The sequence below is a fragment of the Pelagibius sp. genome, assembly GCF_965249265.1.
Taxonomy (GTDB): domain Bacteria; phylum Pseudomonadota; class Alphaproteobacteria; order Kiloniellales; family Kiloniellaceae; genus Pelagibius.
The window spans coordinates 844,626-860,747 of sequence record NZ_OZ252224.1; the positions used below are offsets into that span (position 1 = coordinate 844,626).

At 61.5% G+C, this 16,122-nt stretch carries 20 protein-coding genes, 2 tRNA genes and 1 pseudogene; 8 read left to right on the forward strand and 15 right to left on the reverse strand.

The features are described from left to right. Positions 1-19: 19 nt before the first annotated feature. Positions 20-517, reverse strand: a complete 498-nt coding sequence (purE, locus tag ACP146_RS04105) for a 5-(carboxyamino)imidazole ribonucleotide mutase (RefSeq protein WP_422365496.1) — start codon at positions 515-517, stop codon at positions 20-22. 267 nt (positions 518-784) lie between these two features. Between purE and ACP146_RS04110 the strand changes: the two genes are divergently transcribed. Then, positions 785-1,519 (forward strand): GGDEF domain-containing protein, encoded by a 735-nt coding sequence (locus ACP146_RS04110; protein WP_422365497.1) that lies wholly within the window; start codon positions 785-787, stop codon positions 1,517-1,519. An 80-nt stretch (positions 1,520-1,599) separates the two neighbouring features. Here the strand turns inward: ACP146_RS04110 and ACP146_RS04115 are convergent, their stop codons facing one another. Then, a complete protein-coding gene (locus ACP146_RS04115) occupies positions 1,600-1,782 on the reverse strand; it encodes a YdcH family protein (protein WP_422365498.1) in 183 nt (60 codons plus the stop codon). 234 nt (positions 1,783-2,016) lie between these two features. Between ACP146_RS04115 and ACP146_RS04120 the strand changes: the two genes are divergently transcribed. The 3 genes from ACP146_RS04120 (at position 2,017) to ACP146_RS04130 (ending at position 4,305) form a co-directional block, all read left to right on the forward strand. Next, a complete protein-coding gene (locus ACP146_RS04120) occupies positions 2,017-3,111 on the forward strand; it encodes an ATP-dependent 6-phosphofructokinase (RefSeq protein WP_422365499.1) in 1,095 nt (364 codons plus the stop codon). Continuing rightward, positions 3,108-3,677 carry a TIGR02444 family protein gene (locus tag ACP146_RS04125; RefSeq protein WP_422365500.1) on the forward strand — a complete coding sequence of 190 codons (570 nt, stop codon included), beginning with the start codon at positions 3,108-3,110 and terminating at the stop codon, positions 3,675-3,677. Before ACP146_RS04120 ends, ACP146_RS04125 begins: the two co-directional genes overlap by 4 nt. Before the next feature lie 76 nt (positions 3,678-3,753). After that, a complete protein-coding gene (locus ACP146_RS04130; protein ID WP_422365501.1) occupies positions 3,754-4,305 on the forward strand; it encodes a tetratricopeptide repeat protein in 552 nt (183 codons plus the stop codon). Between the two features lie 29 nt (positions 4,306-4,334). Here ACP146_RS04130 and ACP146_RS04135 read toward each other — a convergent pair whose 3' ends face one another. From ACP146_RS04135 to ACP146_RS04145, 3 genes are all read right to left on the reverse strand, one after another. Next, entirely contained in the window at positions 4,335-4,622 is a 288-nt protein-coding gene (locus tag ACP146_RS04135) for a YciI family protein (RefSeq protein WP_422365502.1), read from the reverse strand. Between the two features lie 174 nt (positions 4,623-4,796). Next, positions 4,797-5,186, reverse strand: coding sequence for a MarR family winged helix-turn-helix transcriptional regulator (locus tag ACP146_RS04140; protein ID WP_422365503.1), 390 nt, complete (start codon positions 5,184-5,186; stop codon positions 4,797-4,799). A gap of 165 nt (positions 5,187-5,351) precedes the next feature. Then, the gene (locus tag ACP146_RS04145; protein ID WP_422365504.1) at positions 5,352-5,948 is read right to left on the reverse strand and encodes a UbiX family flavin prenyltransferase; all 597 of its coding nucleotides are present in this window, start codon (positions 5,946-5,948) and stop codon (positions 5,352-5,354) included. A 91-nt stretch (positions 5,949-6,039) separates the two neighbouring features. Between ACP146_RS04145 and ACP146_RS04150 the strand changes: the two genes are divergently transcribed. Further along, the gene (locus tag ACP146_RS04150) at positions 6,040-6,210 is read left to right on the forward strand and encodes a YdcH family protein (protein WP_422365505.1); all 171 of its coding nucleotides are present in this window, start codon (positions 6,040-6,042) and stop codon (positions 6,208-6,210) included. Positions 6,211-6,463: 253 nt separating this feature from the next. Here the strand turns inward: ACP146_RS04150 and ACP146_RS04155 are convergent, their stop codons facing one another. The 8 genes and pseudogenes from ACP146_RS04155 to ACP146_RS04190 all read right to left on the reverse strand — a co-directional run bounded on the left by ACP146_RS04155 (position 6,464) and on the right by ACP146_RS04190 (position 13,142). Beyond that, the gene (locus ACP146_RS04155) at positions 6,464-6,838 is read right to left on the reverse strand and encodes a GtrA family protein (protein ID WP_422365506.1); all 375 of its coding nucleotides are present in this window, start codon (positions 6,836-6,838) and stop codon (positions 6,464-6,466) included. Between the two features lie 12 nt (positions 6,839-6,850). Then, positions 6,851-7,042 (reverse strand): hypothetical protein, encoded by a 192-nt coding sequence (locus ACP146_RS04160; protein ID WP_422365507.1) that lies wholly within the window; start codon positions 7,040-7,042, stop codon positions 6,851-6,853. A gap of 10 nt (positions 7,043-7,052) precedes the next feature. Beyond that, positions 7,053-8,693, reverse strand: a complete 1,641-nt coding sequence (locus ACP146_RS04165) for a glycosyltransferase family 39 protein (RefSeq protein WP_422365508.1) — start codon at positions 8,691-8,693, stop codon at positions 7,053-7,055. Beyond that, positions 8,693-9,745 carry a glycosyltransferase family 2 protein gene (locus tag ACP146_RS04170; RefSeq protein WP_422365509.1) on the reverse strand — a complete coding sequence of 351 codons (1,053 nt, stop codon included), beginning with the start codon at positions 9,743-9,745 and terminating at the stop codon, positions 8,693-8,695. Before ACP146_RS04170 ends, ACP146_RS04165 begins: the two co-directional genes overlap by 1 nt. A 287-nt stretch (positions 9,746-10,032) precedes the next feature. Further along, positions 10,033-10,481, reverse strand: a pseudogene (locus ACP146_RS04175) (AMP-binding enzyme); the annotation flags it as partial. A 144-nt stretch (positions 10,482-10,625) separates the two neighbouring features. Next, positions 10,626-11,018: a hypothetical protein gene (locus tag ACP146_RS04180; RefSeq protein ID WP_425032219.1), complete on the reverse strand. Its 393-nt coding sequence runs from the start codon at positions 11,016-11,018 to the stop codon at positions 10,626-10,628. A gap of 29 nt (positions 11,019-11,047) precedes the next feature. Further along, positions 11,048-11,287 (reverse strand): hypothetical protein, encoded by a 240-nt coding sequence (locus ACP146_RS04185; RefSeq protein ID WP_425032221.1) that lies wholly within the window; start codon positions 11,285-11,287, stop codon positions 11,048-11,050. Between the two features lie 208 nt (positions 11,288-11,495). Next, a complete protein-coding gene (locus ACP146_RS04190) occupies positions 11,496-13,142 on the reverse strand; it encodes an acyl-CoA synthetase (protein ID WP_422365511.1) in 1,647 nt (548 codons plus the stop codon). A gap of 548 nt (positions 13,143-13,690) precedes the next feature. On the opposite strand from ACP146_RS04190, the gene ACP146_RS04195 reads away from it, so the two are divergent. Together ACP146_RS04195 and ACP146_RS04200 are read left to right on the forward strand one after the other, a co-directional pair. After that, positions 13,691-13,756, forward strand: a tRNA-Gln gene (locus ACP146_RS04195). Continuing rightward, a tRNA-OTHER gene (locus tag ACP146_RS04200) sits at positions 13,757-13,831 on the forward strand. A gap of 5 nt (positions 13,832-13,836) precedes the next feature. Here ACP146_RS04200 and ACP146_RS04205 read toward each other — a convergent pair. Further along, positions 13,837-14,022, reverse strand: coding sequence for a hypothetical protein (locus ACP146_RS04205; RefSeq protein WP_422365512.1), 186 nt, complete (start codon positions 14,020-14,022; stop codon positions 13,837-13,839). 260 nt (positions 14,023-14,282) lie between these two features. Between ACP146_RS04205 and ACP146_RS04210 the strand changes: the two genes are divergently transcribed. After that, a complete protein-coding gene (locus tag ACP146_RS04210) occupies positions 14,283-15,434 on the forward strand; it encodes a slipin family protein (RefSeq protein WP_422365513.1) in 1,152 nt (383 codons plus the stop codon). Positions 15,435-15,504: 70 nt separating this feature from the next. On the opposite strand, the gene ACP146_RS04215 is transcribed toward ACP146_RS04210, so the two are convergent. Beyond that, a complete protein-coding gene (locus tag ACP146_RS04215; protein ID WP_422365514.1) occupies positions 15,505-15,966 on the reverse strand; it encodes a GNAT family N-acetyltransferase in 462 nt (153 codons plus the stop codon). Positions 15,967-16,122: the final 156 nt, after the last annotated feature.

The following is a 16,122-nucleotide window of genomic DNA, read 5'->3' on the forward strand; positions in this document are numbered from 1 at the left end:
CGCTTCCTTCGCCTGTTGGTCAACTCTCGTCCTGGGGGGCTTCGGCAACCGCAGCCGTCTGCTTGGCGCGCCAATCGTCCAGGGCTGCGGCCAGAGCCGGGTTCGACAGCGCCAGCACGGCGGCGGCGAGCAGCCCGGCGTTGATTGCGCCGGCCTTTCCGATGGCCAGGGTGCCGACGGGAACGCCGCCGGGCATCTGGACGATCGACAGCAGCGAATCCTGACCGCTCAGCGCCTTGCTCTCGACCGGTACGCCGAAGACCGGCAGCGGTGTCATGGCGGCGGCCATGCCCGGCAGGTGCGCCGCACCGCCGGCCCCGGCGATGATTACCTTCAGGCCGCGCTCCCTTGCGCCGCCGGCATAGTCATAGAGCCGCTTTGGGGTCCGATGGGCGGAGACGATTCGGGTCTCGTAGCCGACGCCCAGGGCGTCCAGAACCTCTGCGGCGTGCTTCATGGTGGGCCAGTCCGACTGGCTGCCCATGATAATGCCGACTTCCGGTGAGCCGTCGTTCATCCTGTCCTCTGTCCCCCGCCTGCTGATGCGCCGCAAATCCGGACGCCGCCTGGGATACGGCCCGCTTTATGGCGCCGGTTCCCGAAAGGCCGGGCATTATCCGGGCTCGCCTCCGGCGAGGCAAGCGATCCCGGCGGCGGAAAAGGCCGGGAATCCGCCAAAACCCGGTTATGAAGGAAGCGTTTACAATCACAGGCTAAGCTTCGTGCTAGATTTGGGGGCTCCGGCAGCTTTGACGGTCCCGGCCAGGACGTATTGGAAGGCTTGATGAAGGTCCGTAACACAGGCTCTACGGCGCCCATTACCGGCGCTTCCGCCGTGCAGGTGGGCAACGCCTACCGCAAGGCGGATGCGGCGGCGACCCGCCCGGTAGCGGAGCCGGAAGACGTGGCGACGGTGATGGGTATCCCCGAATCCGAGCTCACGCCCAAGGTCCGTCAGGCGATTCAGCAACTGATGGTGGAAGTCTACGAGCTGCGCCAGGAGCTGGATGCGGCCAAACAGCGCGTCGGCTACCTGGAACAGCTTGCCGATCAGGACACCCTGGCGCCGGTCCTGAACCGCCGTGCCTTTATCCGGGAGCTGTCGAGAATGTCGGCCTTCGCCGAACGCTACGGCGCGGCCGGCAGTGTCCTCTACTTCGATGTCAACGGCATGAAGCAGATCAACGACGGTCACGGCCATGCCGCCGGCGACGCGGCCCTGAAACGGGTGGCGGAGGTGCTGCTGAAGCACACCCGTGCCTCCGACATCGTGGGGCGTCTGGGCGGTGATGAGTTCGGCGTTATTCTCGCCCAGTCGGATGAGGCCAGCGCCAGCGCCAAGGCCGAGAAGCTGGCCCAGGCGATAGCTGTCCAGCAGATCGACTGGAACGGTACCAGCCTCAGCCTTTCGGCCGCCTACGGGGTTCATCCGCTGTCGGCCGATCAAAAGGTCGACGAGGCCCTGGATGCCGCCGACCGGGCCATGTATGCCAACAAGCGCGAAACCGCGCGGGACTGACCGCCCCACCTTCTGCGCCATCTGCGGGTACCGCCGTCAGGCCTCCTTGCGGATCGAACTGCCCAAAGCGTGAATCCGCTCTAGGCGATAATGTCGGGCAGCAGGGCGTCTTCCAGTTTCAGGATCTGGTCTTTCAGGGACAGCTTGCGCTTTTTCAGCCGCTGCAGCTGCAGCTGGTCGAAAGGCAGGGTTTCCGAAAGGTGGGCGATCACGTCGTCAAGGTCGCGATGCTCAGACTTGAGCTCCGCAAGCTTGCGGCGCATTTGTTCGAAATCCGGTTGATCCATGGCGCTCTGGGGCGTTTTGACGGAGGGTGATTATAACGCTTTGGCCGGCTTTGGGGGAGTCCCCAGGGCAGCGGTCCGAACGGCCTTTTGCCACCCCCGGATTGCCTTCCGGCACCGGCGGCGCAAGCTGCTATAGTCTGTCCGGAAAGGCAAGCGCCCCCTCGACAGGCAGATATCGGGCGTACTTAGGGGCTGACAGGGGAATCGTAGATGGCCAAGCCGAAGCGTATCGGGGTTCTGACCAGCGGCGGCGACTGCGCCGGGCTCAATGCGGTGCTGCGGGCCGTGGTCCACCGCGCCACGGAGGGGTTCGGATGGCAGGTGATCGGTATTCACAACGGCACCGCCGGCCTGCTGGCCCGCCCGGTGGAGTACGAAACCCTGGAGCTGAACATCTTCGACGGCAACCTGCTGCGCCGTGGCGGCACCGTTCTGGGCACCACCAACAAGGGCAACCCCTTCGACTTCCCCCTGGCGGACGGCACGCGGGTCGACCGCTCGGAGGAGGTGATCGAGGGCTACCGCCAGCTCGGCCTTGATGCACTGATCGGTATCGGCGGCGACGGCAGCCAGGACATTCTCCGCCGCCTCGCCCAGCAGGGCGGCATCAACCTGATCACCATTCCCAAGACCATCGACAACGACCTCGGCCATACCGAGGTCTCGGTCGGCTACGACACCGCCGTGAAGGTGGCCACCGACGCCATGGACCAGTTGCAGCCCACGGCGGCGAGCCACCAGCGCGTCATGGTGCTGGAGGTAATGGGCCGTGATGCCGGTCATATCGCCATCGCCGCCGGGATCGCCGGGGGTGCCGATGTCATCCTGATCCCGGAGATCGGCTACAGCCTGGAAGGCATCGCCGCCAAGATCGAGAGCCTGCGGGCGCGGGGGCGCAACTTCGCCCTGGTCATCGTCGCCGAGGCGGTGAAGACCGAGACCGGCGAGGCGGTGCGCCAGCGCCAGGGCGACGGCAGCTTCACTTACGGCGGGATCGGTCATTACCTGGCCGAGCGCATCGCCGAGGTCACCGGCTCGGAGACCCGCATCACCGTGCTGGGCCACCTCCAGCGCGGCGGTCCGCCCACCGACTGCGACCGCCTGATGGGGTCGGTCTTCGGGGTTTACGCCGTGGACCTGATCGCCGCCGGGCGCTTCGACCGCATGGTCGCCTGGCGCAACCGTCAGGTGGTCGATATCCCCATCAGCGACGCTATCGCCGGCTATCAGGCCGTCGACGTCGACGGCCCTCTGGTGAAGACCGCGCGCGGCCTCGGCACCTATCTGGGGGAATTGCCGGAATGAACCCCACGCCGACTATGGATGCCTTGGCGGCTGGCAACGCGCCGGAGAATCCCTTCTGGGATTTCTCGCTCGCCGCCTATGAGCGCAGCGGTGTGGCGGAAGCCTGTCTCGACCTGCAGGAGCGTTACGGCATCGACGTGAACCTGCTGCTCTTTTCCGCCTGGGCCGGGCACTGCGGGCACAGTCTCGGCGCCAACGAAATGGCCGGGCTGATCGCCGCGGCGGCGGCTTGGCAGGTGGAGGTGGTGCGCCCTCTGCGCAGCGTCCGGACCTGGCTGAAACGGCAGGACCACCTGCCCGAGGATTTCGGGCTGCGCGAACAGACGAAGGCGCTGGAGCTGCAGGCCGAGATGCTGGAACAGCTTCTGCTGCATCGGCATCTGACCCTGGAGACCGGTGACGCCATGCCGCCGGACCCGCGTCGCGTCGCCGCCAACATGCGGCTCTACCTCGCCAGCTTCGCGCCCAAGCCCAGCGATGCCGACATGGCCGATCTTGCCGTGATCCTGCGCGGCGCCTGTCCCGAGACGACACCCCTGGAGGCGATCTGGTCTTTGGGGAATTAGCGCAACACTGATAGATGGATCTGGGTGGTGGATTGTGAGCAGGGCAGTCAGATACTATCTTCTTTGCGCAGTGGTCGTGGTCGCCGCCGTGATTGGCGCGGATTGGTTTCTCGTTCGCTATCCCGGCGGTCATGTCTGGCTGATTCTTATCGGATTGTTGTTCTTCCTGCCCGGCCGGATCTCCGCTTTCTGGCTCAAAGATCTGTATCGCTGCCGGCGCTTCTATGATCTGGAGCGCTATCCCGAAGCGATTGACAGTGGCAACCGATTCCTGAAAACGCTGGAATCGGAGCCCTGGCGCCGAAAGCTCATCTACCTCACCTGGTCGTTGTACACCTGGAACGTCGAAGCGATGACGCGCAATAACCTTGGTGCCTCGTTCATGATGTCAGGGAAGTTTGATCCGGCTCGCCAAGAGTTGGCGGCGGCGATTGCTCTTGATCCGGGTTATGCCTTGCCCTTTGCCAACCTCGCGGCAATCGAAGCGGCAGTGGGCAATCACTCCGAGAGTAAGCGTCTTACCCTGATTGCCGAGAAGAACGGCTACTCCGGCACAAAGGCGGAAAAACTCGCGGACAGAGTAAGTGCGGTCTATGCGCAGATTCAGACCGCTTCCCTGAATCCCTAGGATAGCGGCGTCCAGCGCGCCGTCTTTGCTCAGCCAGTCAGGAAACTCAGCCTCGCATCCGTTCTTGATGGGGAGATCTCCAGTATCTCCGCTTCCACCACCTTCTCTGCGACAAAAGGATCAGCCGCCACTCTGTCTTGCAGATCCGATTGCGATGTGTTGTGAGCCAGGATGCCGCCGCCAAGACTGGGCTGAAGGCTGCCGGTCAGCAGGAAAACGCCGTCGTCAAACCCGCGCTGGATCCAGTCTTTATGGCCTTCCATGAATCGGCCGGCGTCACCCTTATTCTCCGAGAATTTCAGCATTACGATGAACATCAGATCAGGTCTCCCGTTGAGGAATGTTTGCCTGAAATGGCGGATGGCAATCGCAGGCGGCCGGAGCGGCGATGCGGCGGCGCCACGCGGACTTCAATGCAGGGGTTCGATTTTGAGGGCTCAACATTCTCAACTGTATTTTTCATATATGTAGTATCCAGCTAAAAGAACCGGCTACTTGACCGCCGAGAGTGCAGTCTGAAGCGCCGCAGGATCCATGCCGCTCAAGGTCTTTGCCAGTGCGGCCTGGACCTTCGTGACCTCTTTCGCCCCCGCTGCCTGGCGCTCGGCCCCAAGCGGCGTCACCGCCGCCCGGATCGCCCGGCGGTCCTGCGGATCTTCTACCCGCTGCACCAGGCCATCGGCCTCGAGCCGGTCCATGAGCTGTGTGATGTTGGAGCGCACGCAGCTCATTTTCTGTGCACATTCGCTGAGGCTGAGCGGCTCTCCCGCCTCGACCAGATGTAACAGCATCCCGAACTTCGTGAGCGTCAGGCCGACCGGTGCCAAGGCCTCCTCCAGGCGCTGCTCGACGGCGCGTCCGGCGTTGACAATGGAAAACATGAGCTGGCGATCCCGATCCTTCCGGCCGCCGCGCCTGGTTCGATTTTGCTTCATATATGAATTATATAGACATGATATAAAATTCAGTCAATCCGCAGCTTCAGTCGTTGACCTTGCTAGCCGTCGCAGGCGCTTGCCGCCCCGAATAGAGCTTGGAGGCGCTGCTCAGCCGCGCAGCGGCCGTACCTTGCCGGTCTCTTCGCCCCAGCGCTGCACCTTGCCGCTGTCGAGGCCGAAGAGGTCCAGCACCCGCCCCACGGTGTGGTCGACCATCTCGTCGATGGTTTCGGGGTTGGCATAAAAGCCGGGCACCGGCGGTGCGATGACCGCACCCATTTCCGAAAGTGAGAGCATGGAGCGCAGGTGGCCGGTGTGCAGCGGCGTCTCGCGCAGCATCAGCACCAGGCGGCGGCGTTCCTTCAGCACCACATCGGCGGCGCGGGTCAGCAGATTGGAGGTGACGCCGGAGGCGATCTCCGACATCGAGCGTACGGAGCAGGGGGCCACCACCATGCCCAGGGTCTGGAAGGAACCGCTTGAAATCGCTGCGCCGACGTCGCCGACGGGGTAGCTGACATCCGCCAGGGCGGTGACCTCGGCCACCTTCAGATTGGTCTCATAGGCGATTGTCAGCTCCGCGGCCTTGGAAAGCACCAGGTGGCTTTCCACCGGCAGATCGCGCAGGGTTTCCAGCATCCGCACGCCATAGCGAACACCGCTTGCACCGGAAATACCGACAATCAACCTGGAGGTGCTATGCATAAGTCTACTAACCCTTTGGGTTGCGATTATTTGCAAAATGACGAAATTACGTCTATTCTGGAGTCGTACCTATGGCTCATTGGAGGTCCGAATGACAGCGGATGAGCGTGTTTCGTCATTGCTTTCCAAGCACGCGGCTATCGACCATGCAATTGACGAGGAAAACCAACGGCCGCATCCCGACGACCTGCGTATTCATGAACTTAAACGCGAGAAGCTCCGGATCAAGGACGAAATCGCAGGTCACGACAGCCATGCCTAGCAAGACTCCCTTACGAAGCCTCAGCCGCAGGTCCTGATACCGGGGCGCCGATCAAACGGCCGCCAGGCAGGCGCGTGTCAGGGGCAGGTACGACCAGACCTGATTTGCCCAGGCATGACTAACGGAAAATGATTTGGGACAGGCAGGCTGACTCGGGATTGACCGCGTCCCCCGCCCTCATAATGAGGCATCGGGGGGCGCGGTTTTTTTGATGCAGGGCGCCCCTCCCTGGGCTGCGATGCAAGATGATGGATTAGAATATCCATATCTTGCTGATGGCGAAGGATACGGATGGAATGACGATGACTGCCAAGGCCAGTTTTAACGTGTCGTGCCAGGGTGTGTAAGCATCCAGTGTTAACGCGAGGCACGTGCTGACGGCGGTTGCGATCATGGCGACCGCAAAAAATCGCACAGCCGTTGGCAGGACTCGCTTTGCACTCCGGAATGTCCAAAAGTAGTGACCGCTGAACGAGACAAAGAAGGCGGCGAGAAAGGCCATCGCATTGGCGAGAGGTACCGAAAGGTCAAGTGTTCGCATCAAGGTGAGGGCCACAATGAAGTGCCCGGCGGTTGCTGATGCGCCGACGATGCCAAAGCGTAGTAGCTGGAAGAGCCCGGTCTGCAAAGGCTGCACTTCTCAATAGCGGTGGCAGACGCAGAAGACCGACCGGCCCGCCAAACGGCTGAAGAAGCCGGACCCGGCGCCGGCATCGAGCACCTTGTGTCCACCAGGCTCAGGCATCCACGCGGAGAGCGCCTCAGCCTTGGCGCGGTAGTACCAGTGCTTGTGGAATGCCTCGCCGAGGATCGCTTCTTCTTTCAGGTCCATTGTCTTTCCTCTATTGACAGATCTCGGACCTTGAGCCGTCCGTGAAGCGGTCGAAGCGCGTTACGGTGATGAACCCAGGTCCGGAACCTGTCGAACACGAGAACTCACGAGACAGGGACCTACGAACAAGCTGCTCTGGGTCGAAGAGGCGCTCGAAGCGTGTCACCAGCCAGACGGTGTCTGTGTTTCGAGTGACTTCTGCGAGGGCGGCCAGGGCGCGGTCGTCCATTCCGGGCTCTCCAGCGCCTCCGGCCGGATAGTGATATCCGGGGCCGCGGACCGGATAACGGCCGGGCAAGGCATGTGTATCCAGGTTCAAGTCCAACTGTATGTCGTAATACTCAATCGCATTGCCGACGCTGTTCGGCAGGATGATCACCGGTGCATCAGGGGCAGAGCTGTTTGCGATCTGTTCGGCTACCTTCCGCCAGGGCCGTTGTTGGTCTCGCCGCTCCTGGGTCGCATTCTGGAAGGAGAAACTCGCGATACTTATGAGGCCGATCGCAAGCAGCATCCGCCACACAGTCGGTGACCTTTTTGGCGGTACGGCAAATGGCGCCGCTGCGCAGATGATCATCCAAGGAACTTGGACGGGAATGAGCGTGCGCAGCATGAAGACAGGCTGAACAGTGAAGGTCAGCGCCAGCATCAGCAGTACCGGACCGACTGCGGTTGCCAGCAAGAGGCAGAACGCCCAGCGTAGATCGCGTGATTGAGCGCAAAACCGCCAAGTTGCGGCAAGGCCCAAAACCGCCAAAGGAATCCCGATCATGAGCTGTATCATGTACTGAACGAGATGGGTCCCGACGGCGAGCTGCCATTGCCCATAAAGTTGGAGAGCCACCTGAAGCGTCTGCGTGAACGAGGGCGCCTCCAGCCAAAAGTTCTCGGACACCGACTGCGTCTGCAGCAGCAGCGTCGGAATGTTCACCGCATAGAGCGCAAGCACCAAGATGGCCGCACTTGAGAGGTTCGCGAACAGTGGTAAGCGATGGCCGGCCTGCGATATCCACCAGGCAATCAGAACAACGCCGATGACGCCCGTGAAGACCACACCAAGGTTGTGCATCCACATCAGCATCGCCATGCCGGTTCCGAGACCGGCGTAGGCAAATACCGCTGTGCGGTCCCAGTCGGCCAACCGGAAAAGTGAACGGCGAGACCTTGCCGGGTGAACGAGGATCCACAATGCGGAGGTCAGTGTCAGGCTCATGCCAAACACCAGGAACGCATAGGGCCGCGCTTGCTGCGCATATTCCTGCTGCACGGAAGAGACGGCAAACAGAAAACCGGCTGTGGCGGCCAGAGGCAGCTTGTGCCTTGAAGGTGCTGCAATGTAGCTGGCAAGGGCGACCATCGGAACCGTCGCAAGGCTCACCAAGGCCGACAGAAGCCTTAAGGTAAACTCGTCGGAACCCAGGCTGCGCCATAGCTTGAGCAGCGAATAATAAAGAGGCGGATGCGTTTCGAACTGCGGCACCTCACGCCAGAGATAATGCCAGGTTCGATCGGAGAACCAGACACTGTAGGCCTCATCGAGCCAAAGTGCCCTGTCGCCAAGGAACATAAGACGGATGCCCAGGCCGACGATGATGATTGCAGCGAATATCAGCAGCCAGCGCTGGTCTCTTGCCCCGCGTAGCGCAAGCATCACCGGGCCTCTTCGGAGAGGCTCTTTTCCGGTCGCTCTTCAATCCCGAAGGTATCGCGCACGATGTAAAGCGGTCGTTGGCGGACCTCAATAGCGATACGGCCAATGTACTCGCCGAGGATGCCGATCGAGATTAGGTTCAACGCGCCAAGGATCAGGATCAGCGTGATGAGTGAGGCATAGCCCGGCACATCCACGCCCGACACCAATGTGCGCCCGACGATGAAAACTGCATAGCTGATGGCGCAGAGGGCAACACACAGCCCGATGTATGACCAAATGCGCAAAGGCGCCGTTGTTGAGGCGGTGAACCCGTCTATGGCAAAATTCCAGAGTTGCCAGTATTTCCATTTCGTGGTGCCGGCTGAGCGGGCAGCGCGCTCGTAACTGACTGTCGATTGGCGAAAGCCGACCCAGGAGAACATCCCTTTCATGAAGCGGCTTCGCTCGGTGAAGTCGTTCAGTACATCGATGACCTTACGGTCAAGCAGACGGAAGTCACCAACGTTGCCCGGGATCTGGTCGGCCGCGAAGCTGTTGTAGATTCGGTAGAAAGCCTCCGCACTCCAGCGCTTGAACCGGCTGTCCGCTTCCCGACTGCTGCGGACGGCGTTCACGACCTCCGCTCCGGATACCCAGGCGGCGACCATCTTGCGGATGACCTCTGGCGGATCTTGCAGATCGACATCAATCGGGATCACGGCGTCGCCTGAGACGAACCGCAAGCCCGCTGCAATGGCTGCATCTTTTCCGAAGTTTCGGGAAAGCCTTATCAGTTTGACGTGAGGCTCGATCTTGGCGTGCGCCAAAATGCGGCCAATCGTCTCGTCCGTACTGCCATCATCGACAAACACGATTTCGTGGTCGGCATTGGGTGCCATCAGCAAGAGCGCATCCGCCAGTGCCGGCTGAACGCGCTCCATGAACAGATCGATCGCGTCCTGCTCGTTGTATACGGGAACGAGAAGGGAAAGTGTTTTCCGTCCGGTGCGACGCTCCGCCCCTTTCAGAGGCGTGGAAAGCGACCTTAAGGGTTGATGGTGCATCTGCATCACAGAGCCTCGGATTAAGGCACAATTCTATGGATTGATATTGCATCGCGACTTCGAACAATTGATTAACATCACCGTGGCAGCTTCCATCTCCGGTGGTTGTGGAATTTGCTGGAAAGTCAAACAAGGGGCGCGGGGAGGAACGGGAAAGGAATAAATACCCTTTCCTTGCTGCCTTTCGTGGCCAGCTGGCGAGCAACTGCAGGGCCTGTAAATCGGGAGGACCTGTAGGCCGGGTTTACTCTTTTGGGGGCTCGTGACAGCCCCCCCGAGCCGGATTTGTGACCCTATAAGGCCTTGGCCTGATCGCGCAGCACGAACTTCTGGATCTTGCCGGTGGATGTTTTGGGCAGGGGGCCGAAGATCACCGTCTTGGGCACCTTGAAGCCGGCCATGTTGTCGCGGCAAAAGGCGATGATCGCGCTTTCCGCCGCCGTCTCTCCGGGTTTCAGTTCCACGAAGGCGCAGGGCGTCTCGCCCCATTTCTCGTCGGGGCGGGCCACCACCGCGGCGGCTGCCACCGCCGGGTGGCGGTAGAGCGTGTTCTCGATCTCGATGGAGGAGATGTTCTCGCCGCCGGAGATGATGATGTCCTTGGAGCGGTCCTTCAGCTCGATATAGCCGTCGGGATGCCAGACCGCCAGGTCGCCGGAATGAAACCAGCCGCCGCCGAAGGCCTGCTCCGTGGCGCTGGGTTTTTCAGATAGCCCTTCATCACGATGTTGCCGAAGCCAAAAGCTACAAACAGGCCCGAGTTGAGAGTTGGAGCGTCAACAAGAGGTGCAGTGTCTACCTCTTCTGAGGCGGCGGCGGCGGCGGTGGAGGTTTTACCTGTGTCGGTGGGGGCGGGTTTATGTTTGCCCCCTCATTTACCCCTTTCTCAGACGGGGTTGGTCTCGGTGGTGGGCTCGAGGGTTTCCTTGCCATGTGACATGCTCCTTGTTTCAGCGGTTAGTTCCTCTTCCAGAAACTCAACCCATTTAACATCTTCGACATTTATCAACACCGACTCAACGCCCGTTATAGGGTGGTCTTCGCCATCTACGATCCAAGAAGGCAGCAGCAGAACGAAGTGGCCTTGATTCGGTGTCGATGGCCATTCCTTGGGCCAGCCATACAACCGTCTTTCGTCTTCTAGATGGAGGACGACAAATGTCACCTTCTTAAAGAATGCGCCGAACCACTCGGAAGGAAATGAAGTTTCACGAGTTACGCCTAGCTTCCTAGCCAATTTATGAAACGTCTCGTGGTTGGCTGCAAATGAGAAAACCAAGCCTACAGCTATTGCAGTGATTGTTGCCGCTATGAGTTCCGTGTTGTCTGACCATAGCCCAACTTCAAAATGGACTCCGATTCTTCAGCAACCCATTTCTCCAACGAGACGATTGCTTGAACTATCAATGTGAATATGAGCGCTTGAATTACGCGCTCAAACTGAGATGGTTTTTGATGGGCTGTCAGTCCATAGAAGACCCAAGCAGCAAGGAAGCCTGGCAACAGGTACTGTAGCAAACCAACGATGTCTTCGTTGATGCTATCCACCTATTCCTCCTACCGACATGGATTACTGAATGCAGGCTTTCACGCTACCAATGCGCGATCTATTAAAATAATATTTTATCAGAAATTGAGGTTGATCGCTATAGCTTACAAGATTCAAGACTGAAGTGATCCGATGCCAGTAACTCGCGCACAAGAAGGCATAGGGCCGCCCAAAATGCCAACTGTTCACTAGGTCATATTTTGGCTGTCACAGCGCCTTGGCCTGATCGCGCAGCACGAACTTCTGGATCTTGCCGGTGGATGTTTTGGGCAGGGGGCCGAAGATCACCGTCTTGGGCACCTTGAAGCCGGCCATGTTGTCGCGGCAAAAGGCGATGATCGCGCTTTCCGCCGCCGTCTCTCCGGGTTTCAGTTCCACGAAGGCGCAGGGCGTCTCGCCCCATTTCTCGTCGGGGCGGGCCACCACCGCGGCGGCTGCCACCGCCGGGTGGCGGTAGAGCGTGTTCTCGATCTCGATGGAGGAGATGTTCTCGCCGCCGGAGATGATGATGTCCTTGGAGCGGTCCTTCAGCTCGATGTAGCCGTCGGGATGCCAGACCGCCAGGTCGCCGGAATGAAACCAGCCGCCGCCGAAAGCCTGTTCCGTGGCGCTGGGGTTTTTCAGATAGCCCTTCATCACGATGTTGCCGCGCATGAAGACCTCGCCCAGGGTCTGGCCGTCCCGTGGTACCGGCTCCAGGGTCTCGGCATCGGCGACCATCAGGCCCTCCAGCACCGGGTAGTTCACGCCCTGGCGCGATTTCAGCGCCGCCTGCTTTTCCATCGCCAGCCCGTCCCACTCCGGATGCCAGGCACAGACCACGGCGGGGCCGTAGACCTCGGTCAGGCCGTAGACATGGGTGACCTCGATGCCTTCCCCGGCCATGGCGGCCAGCACCGCGGCCGGCGGCGGTGCGGCGGCGGTCATGAAATTCACCTGCTGATCGAAAGCGCGGCGCTCGTCCTCCGTTGCGTTCAACAAAAGCTGCATGACGATGGGTGCGCCGCAGAGGTGGGTGACGCCGTGGTCGGCGATGGCGTTATAGATCGCATCGGCGCGCACCTGGCGCAGGCAGACATGGGTGCCGCCCAGCGCGGTGATGGTCCAGGGGAAGCACCAGCCGTTGCAGTGGAACATCGGCAGGGTCCAGAGGTAGACCGGCTGCGGGCCCATGCCCCAGACCTGGATGTTGCCCAGCGCGTTCAGATAGGCGCCGCGGTGGTGATAGACCACGCCCTTGGGATTGCCGGTGGTGCCGGAGGTATAGAGCAGGGAGAGCGAATCCCATTCATCTGCGGGCAGGCGCCAGGGAAAGTCGGGATCGCCGGACGCGAGGAAAGATTCGTAGTCGGTCTCGCCCAGCAACTCGCCGCCGTCGCCTAATGGGTCGTCAATGTCGATGACCAGGATGTCGCGCTCAACCTGGGCCAGCGCCGTCTTGATGGTCGGTGAGAACTCCCGGTCGGTGATCAGCACCTTGGCTTCGCCGTGGTTCAGGATAAAGGCGATGGTCGCCGCGTCGAGACGCACGTTGAGCGCATTCAGCACCGCGCCTGCGGCAGGCACGCCGAAGTGCGCCTCCAGAACCGGCGGGGTGTTGGGCGCCATCACCGCCACGCAGTCACCCTTGCCGATGCCGCGCTTCGTCAGCGCGGCGGCGAGGCGGCGGCAGCGTGCGTAAACCTCTTTCCAGGTGTAGCGGGTCGCGCCGTGGATCACCCCGATCCGTTCGGGATAGACGGCGGCGGCGCGCGGCAGAAAGCTCAGCGGCGAAAGCGCCTCGTAGTTCGGCGGTCCCTGATCGAGGCCCGCTTCGAAGGGATTCCCGGCGTTGTCGGTGATGCGGCTGGTCATAGGTTGCGGCCCTGTCCCCAAGCCGCAGTTCACCCTGCGGCTTTTCTTGTCCCAGGTAACAAGAGGTAGCTTGTCGCCCTGCGGCGCGCAACTTTCTTGGCAGTGATGTGCGGGCCGCTTGCCGGATCGACCTATTTGTCTCTCAACCGAAAGTTTCGGTTGATTTCGGAATCGCTTCCGGCTTATACCCCGTCCCCCGGTCGCAAGCCCGCGGCCGGACAACGCGCAAGAGGAAACCCGATGATCCAACGGGACCTACTCAGAAGCCCGGAATACAGGGCAAACACCACCGGGGTTTAGACCCGCGACTTTGCGCGCGCGTCCTTCCCCGGCCGACACGACAAAGGGGAACAGGACGATGATGAAATCAAGAGACACATAAGACGACAAGGCATCCCTCGCGAGAGATCGGGGCTTTATTCGTTAGGTACTTTTGACTGCTCTGTGGTTCGGGTTCCGTAGGCCCGGCCGGCGCGCTCGGCATTGGTAATCTGCCCTGCGTGTATCGAGCAGCACGTTTCGAATTTGTTCGGAACGGTACCGCCAAGGGGTCTAGCTCAGTGGAGAGCGCCGGGCATTGCACCCGGAGGTACAGGTTCGACTCCTGTGGCTCAGGCACGATGTAGCTCAGTAGGAAGAGCACTAGACTTGGATCTAGCTGTCGTGGGTTCGATTCCCACCATCATCCTCAGCCTTAAAAGCTGATCTGAAACGAAGGATGCCGGAAGAGGGCCAGGTCGAGCCGGGCCGGCTGCCGGTGGCGCAAGCTGCCGACAGTCGCCGGGTGCAGGCCGGGCGGAGGGCGGTTTCGCACCGCCGCGGTCCGCCGTCCCCAGCGCGTCGAAAGGCTTTGCGGCATGCCGTCCCGTACCAGTGCCAAGGTCCTCCTCCCGAGGCTTTGGCCTAGGGACGGAACCCCGCAGAGCCGCTCGCCGCGCCAGGGCCGGCGCCAAGGCGGTCCAGCCCCCGATGTCGGCGCTCTTCCGGTTATCCGAGATATTTTTTGGAATTATTCCGGCCTCCGAAGGGGGCGAAACAAAGCCTCCGCCATGTGGGGCGACGTATTGGAACGGTTCCGGTCCTCCGCGAGGGCAAACAGTTGGTGAAGAAGAAAGAGAAGAAAGAAGAAGGAGCAGATCAATGGTTATCAAGACCGAGAAGATTGCTGATTACGAGCTCGGTCTCCTCTATCGGGACCGGGCTTTCGACAAGGTTCTGGCGCCAGGCGTGTACCGCTTCCTGCGGGGCAACGGCAAGGTTGAGGTCGTGAAGATCGACCTGCGGGCCACGCTGGCCAAGGAGCCGGCGCTGCAGGCGCTTTACCTGACCCACCGGGCGGTGGTCGAGGCGCACTTCCTCGTCGCCGACATGGGCGACAGCGAGCTGGGCGTGGTTTACGCCGACGGCAAGCTGGCCGGCCTGGTCGCGCCGCGAAGCGTTGCCTTCTACGGCAAGCGGCTGCGGTCGATGAGCCTGGAGGTGATCGACGCCGCCAAGGACATCGCGGTGCCCGAGCGGCTGGTCGCCCCCCTGGCGCGGCTGGCGGCGCAGGATCTGGTGTCCCGCAACCTGGTGGCGGTGGCCGAGGTGGTCTCCGACCATGTTGGTCTGCTCTATGTCGACGGCGTCCTGGAAAAGACGCTGACGCCGGGCCGCTACGCCTTCGTGAAGGCGCTGCGGAAGATCCAGGTGGTCACCTTCGATCTGCGTCTGCAGACGCTGGAGGTCACCGGTCAGGAAGTTCTGACCAAGGATCGCATCGGCCTGCGGGCCAACGTCACCGCCGTCTACTGGGTCGCCGACCCGCTGAAGGCGGTGGCCCTGACCGCGGACCTGAAGGACTTCCTCTACAAGGAGCTTCAGTTCGCTCTGCGGCAGGTGATCGGCACGCGCAGCCTGGAAGAGGTGCTGGGCGACAAGCTGGGCATCAACCAGGCGGTGGCCGATCTGCTGCTGCCCAAGCTGGGTGACGCGGGGCTGGCGGTGCCCTCCGTCGGTGTGAAGGACATCATTCTGCCGGGCGACGTCCGGGAGCTGATGAACCGGGTCATCGAGGCGGAGAAGACCGCTCAGGCCAACGTCATCAAGCGGCGGGAGGAGACGGCGGCGACGCGTTCGCTGCTGAACACCGCCAAGCTGATGGAGGACAACCCCATCCTCCTGCGGCTGAAGGAGCTCGAGGCGCTTGAGAAGGTGTCCGAGAAGGTTGGCAACGTCATTGTCGGCAACGGCATGGACGGTGTGCTGGAGGATCTGGTGCGGATCCGCCCACATGAGGCGCGCAAGCGCTGACCGCGGGGGCTCCCCACCGGGCTGCCGGCGGGGCCGGAACTGTGAAAGGTTCCGGCCCTCTTTTTTTGACCTAAAGCCCTTGCCGATAGACCAGGAAGCCCGATTTCTCGGCCACCTGGTCGTAGAGTTTCATCGCCGTTTCGTTGGTCTCGTGGGTCATCCAGTAGACCCGCGTGGCGCCGTCCGCCTTCGCGCGTTCGTACACACCTTCGATGAGGGCGCGGCCGACGCCCTGGCCGCGCGCCGCCTCCACGGTGAAGAGATCCTGCAGATAACAGTTCGCCTCGATCATCGTCGTACTGCGGTGATAGAGGTAGTGGGTGAGGCCGAGAAGCCGACCGTCCCGCTCGGCGACCAGCGCGTGGACCGGTTCGTAGGGATCGAAGAAACGCACCCAGGTCGTGGCGGTGATCTCGGGCTGTAGTGCCGTCGTGCCGCTGCGTCCGTAAAAAGCGTTGTAGCCGTCCCACAGCGGCAGCCACTGCGTGTGGTCTTCATGTGCGATCGGACGCACGACGAGATTTCCGGACATGCCGCCTCCCTTTGTTGAAGGCGGGAGTCTAGGAAAGCGACCGGGCGATCACAAGCGGGCTTCCGCTTCTTTTGTCTTCCCGCTTGCGCGGGACGCCCCCTCACCCTCCCACTTCGTGGGCCCCTCCCTCTCCCACAAGGGGAGAGGGTTTCAAGA

What these genes read in the sequence shown, in the direction of transcription:
- ACP146_RS04165 (WP_422365508.1), bottom strand. Translation starts at nt 8,693, where the DNA reads ATGCTTGCGCTACGCGGGGCAAGAGACCAGCGCTGGCTGCTGATATTC.
- ACP146_RS04145 (WP_422365504.1), bottom strand. Translation starts at nt 5,948, where the DNA reads ATGCATAGCACCTCCAGGTTGATTGTCGGTATTTCCGGTGCAAGCGGT.
- ACP146_RS04110 (WP_422365497.1), top strand. Translation starts at nt 785, where the DNA reads ATGAAGGTCCGTAACACAGGCTCTACGGCGCCCATTACCGGCGCTTCC.
- ACP146_RS04150 (WP_422365505.1), top strand. Translation starts at nt 6,040, where the DNA reads ATGACAGCGGATGAGCGTGTTTCGTCATTGCTTTCCAAGCACGCGGCT.
- ACP146_RS04210 (WP_422365513.1), top strand. Translation starts at nt 14,283, where the DNA reads ATGGTTATCAAGACCGAGAAGATTGCTGATTACGAGCTCGGTCTCCTC.
- purE (WP_422365496.1), bottom strand. Translation starts at nt 517, where the DNA reads ATGAACGACGGCTCACCGGAAGTCGGCATTATCATGGGCAGCCAGTCG.
- ACP146_RS04125 (WP_422365500.1), top strand. Translation starts at nt 3,108, where the DNA reads ATGAACCCCACGCCGACTATGGATGCCTTGGCGGCTGGCAACGCGCCG.
- ACP146_RS04190 (WP_422365511.1), bottom strand. Translation starts at nt 13,142, where the DNA reads ATGACCAGCCGCATCACCGACAACGCCGGGAATCCCTTCGAAGCGGGC.
- ACP146_RS04140 (WP_422365503.1), bottom strand. Translation starts at nt 5,186, where the DNA reads ATGTTTTCCATTGTCAACGCCGGACGCGCCGTCGAGCAGCGCCTGGAG.
- ACP146_RS04135 (WP_422365502.1), bottom strand. Translation starts at nt 4,622, where the DNA reads ATGTTCATCGTAATGCTGAAATTCTCGGAGAATAAGGGTGACGCCGGC.
- ACP146_RS04170 (WP_422365509.1), bottom strand. Translation starts at nt 9,745, where the DNA reads ATGCAGATGCACCATCAACCCTTAAGGTCGCTTTCCACGCCTCTGAAA.
- ACP146_RS04215 (WP_422365514.1), bottom strand. Translation starts at nt 15,966, where the DNA reads ATGTCCGGAAATCTCGTCGTGCGTCCGATCGCACATGAAGACCACACG.
- ACP146_RS04160 (WP_422365507.1), bottom strand. Translation starts at nt 7,042, where the DNA reads ATGGACCTGAAAGAAGAAGCGATCCTCGGCGAGGCATTCCACAAGCAC.
- ACP146_RS04115 (WP_422365498.1), bottom strand. Translation starts at nt 1,782, where the DNA reads ATGCGCCGCAAGCTTGCGGAGCTCAAGTCTGAGCATCGCGACCTTGAC.
- ACP146_RS04120 (WP_422365499.1), top strand. Translation starts at nt 2,017, where the DNA reads ATGGCCAAGCCGAAGCGTATCGGGGTTCTGACCAGCGGCGGCGACTGC.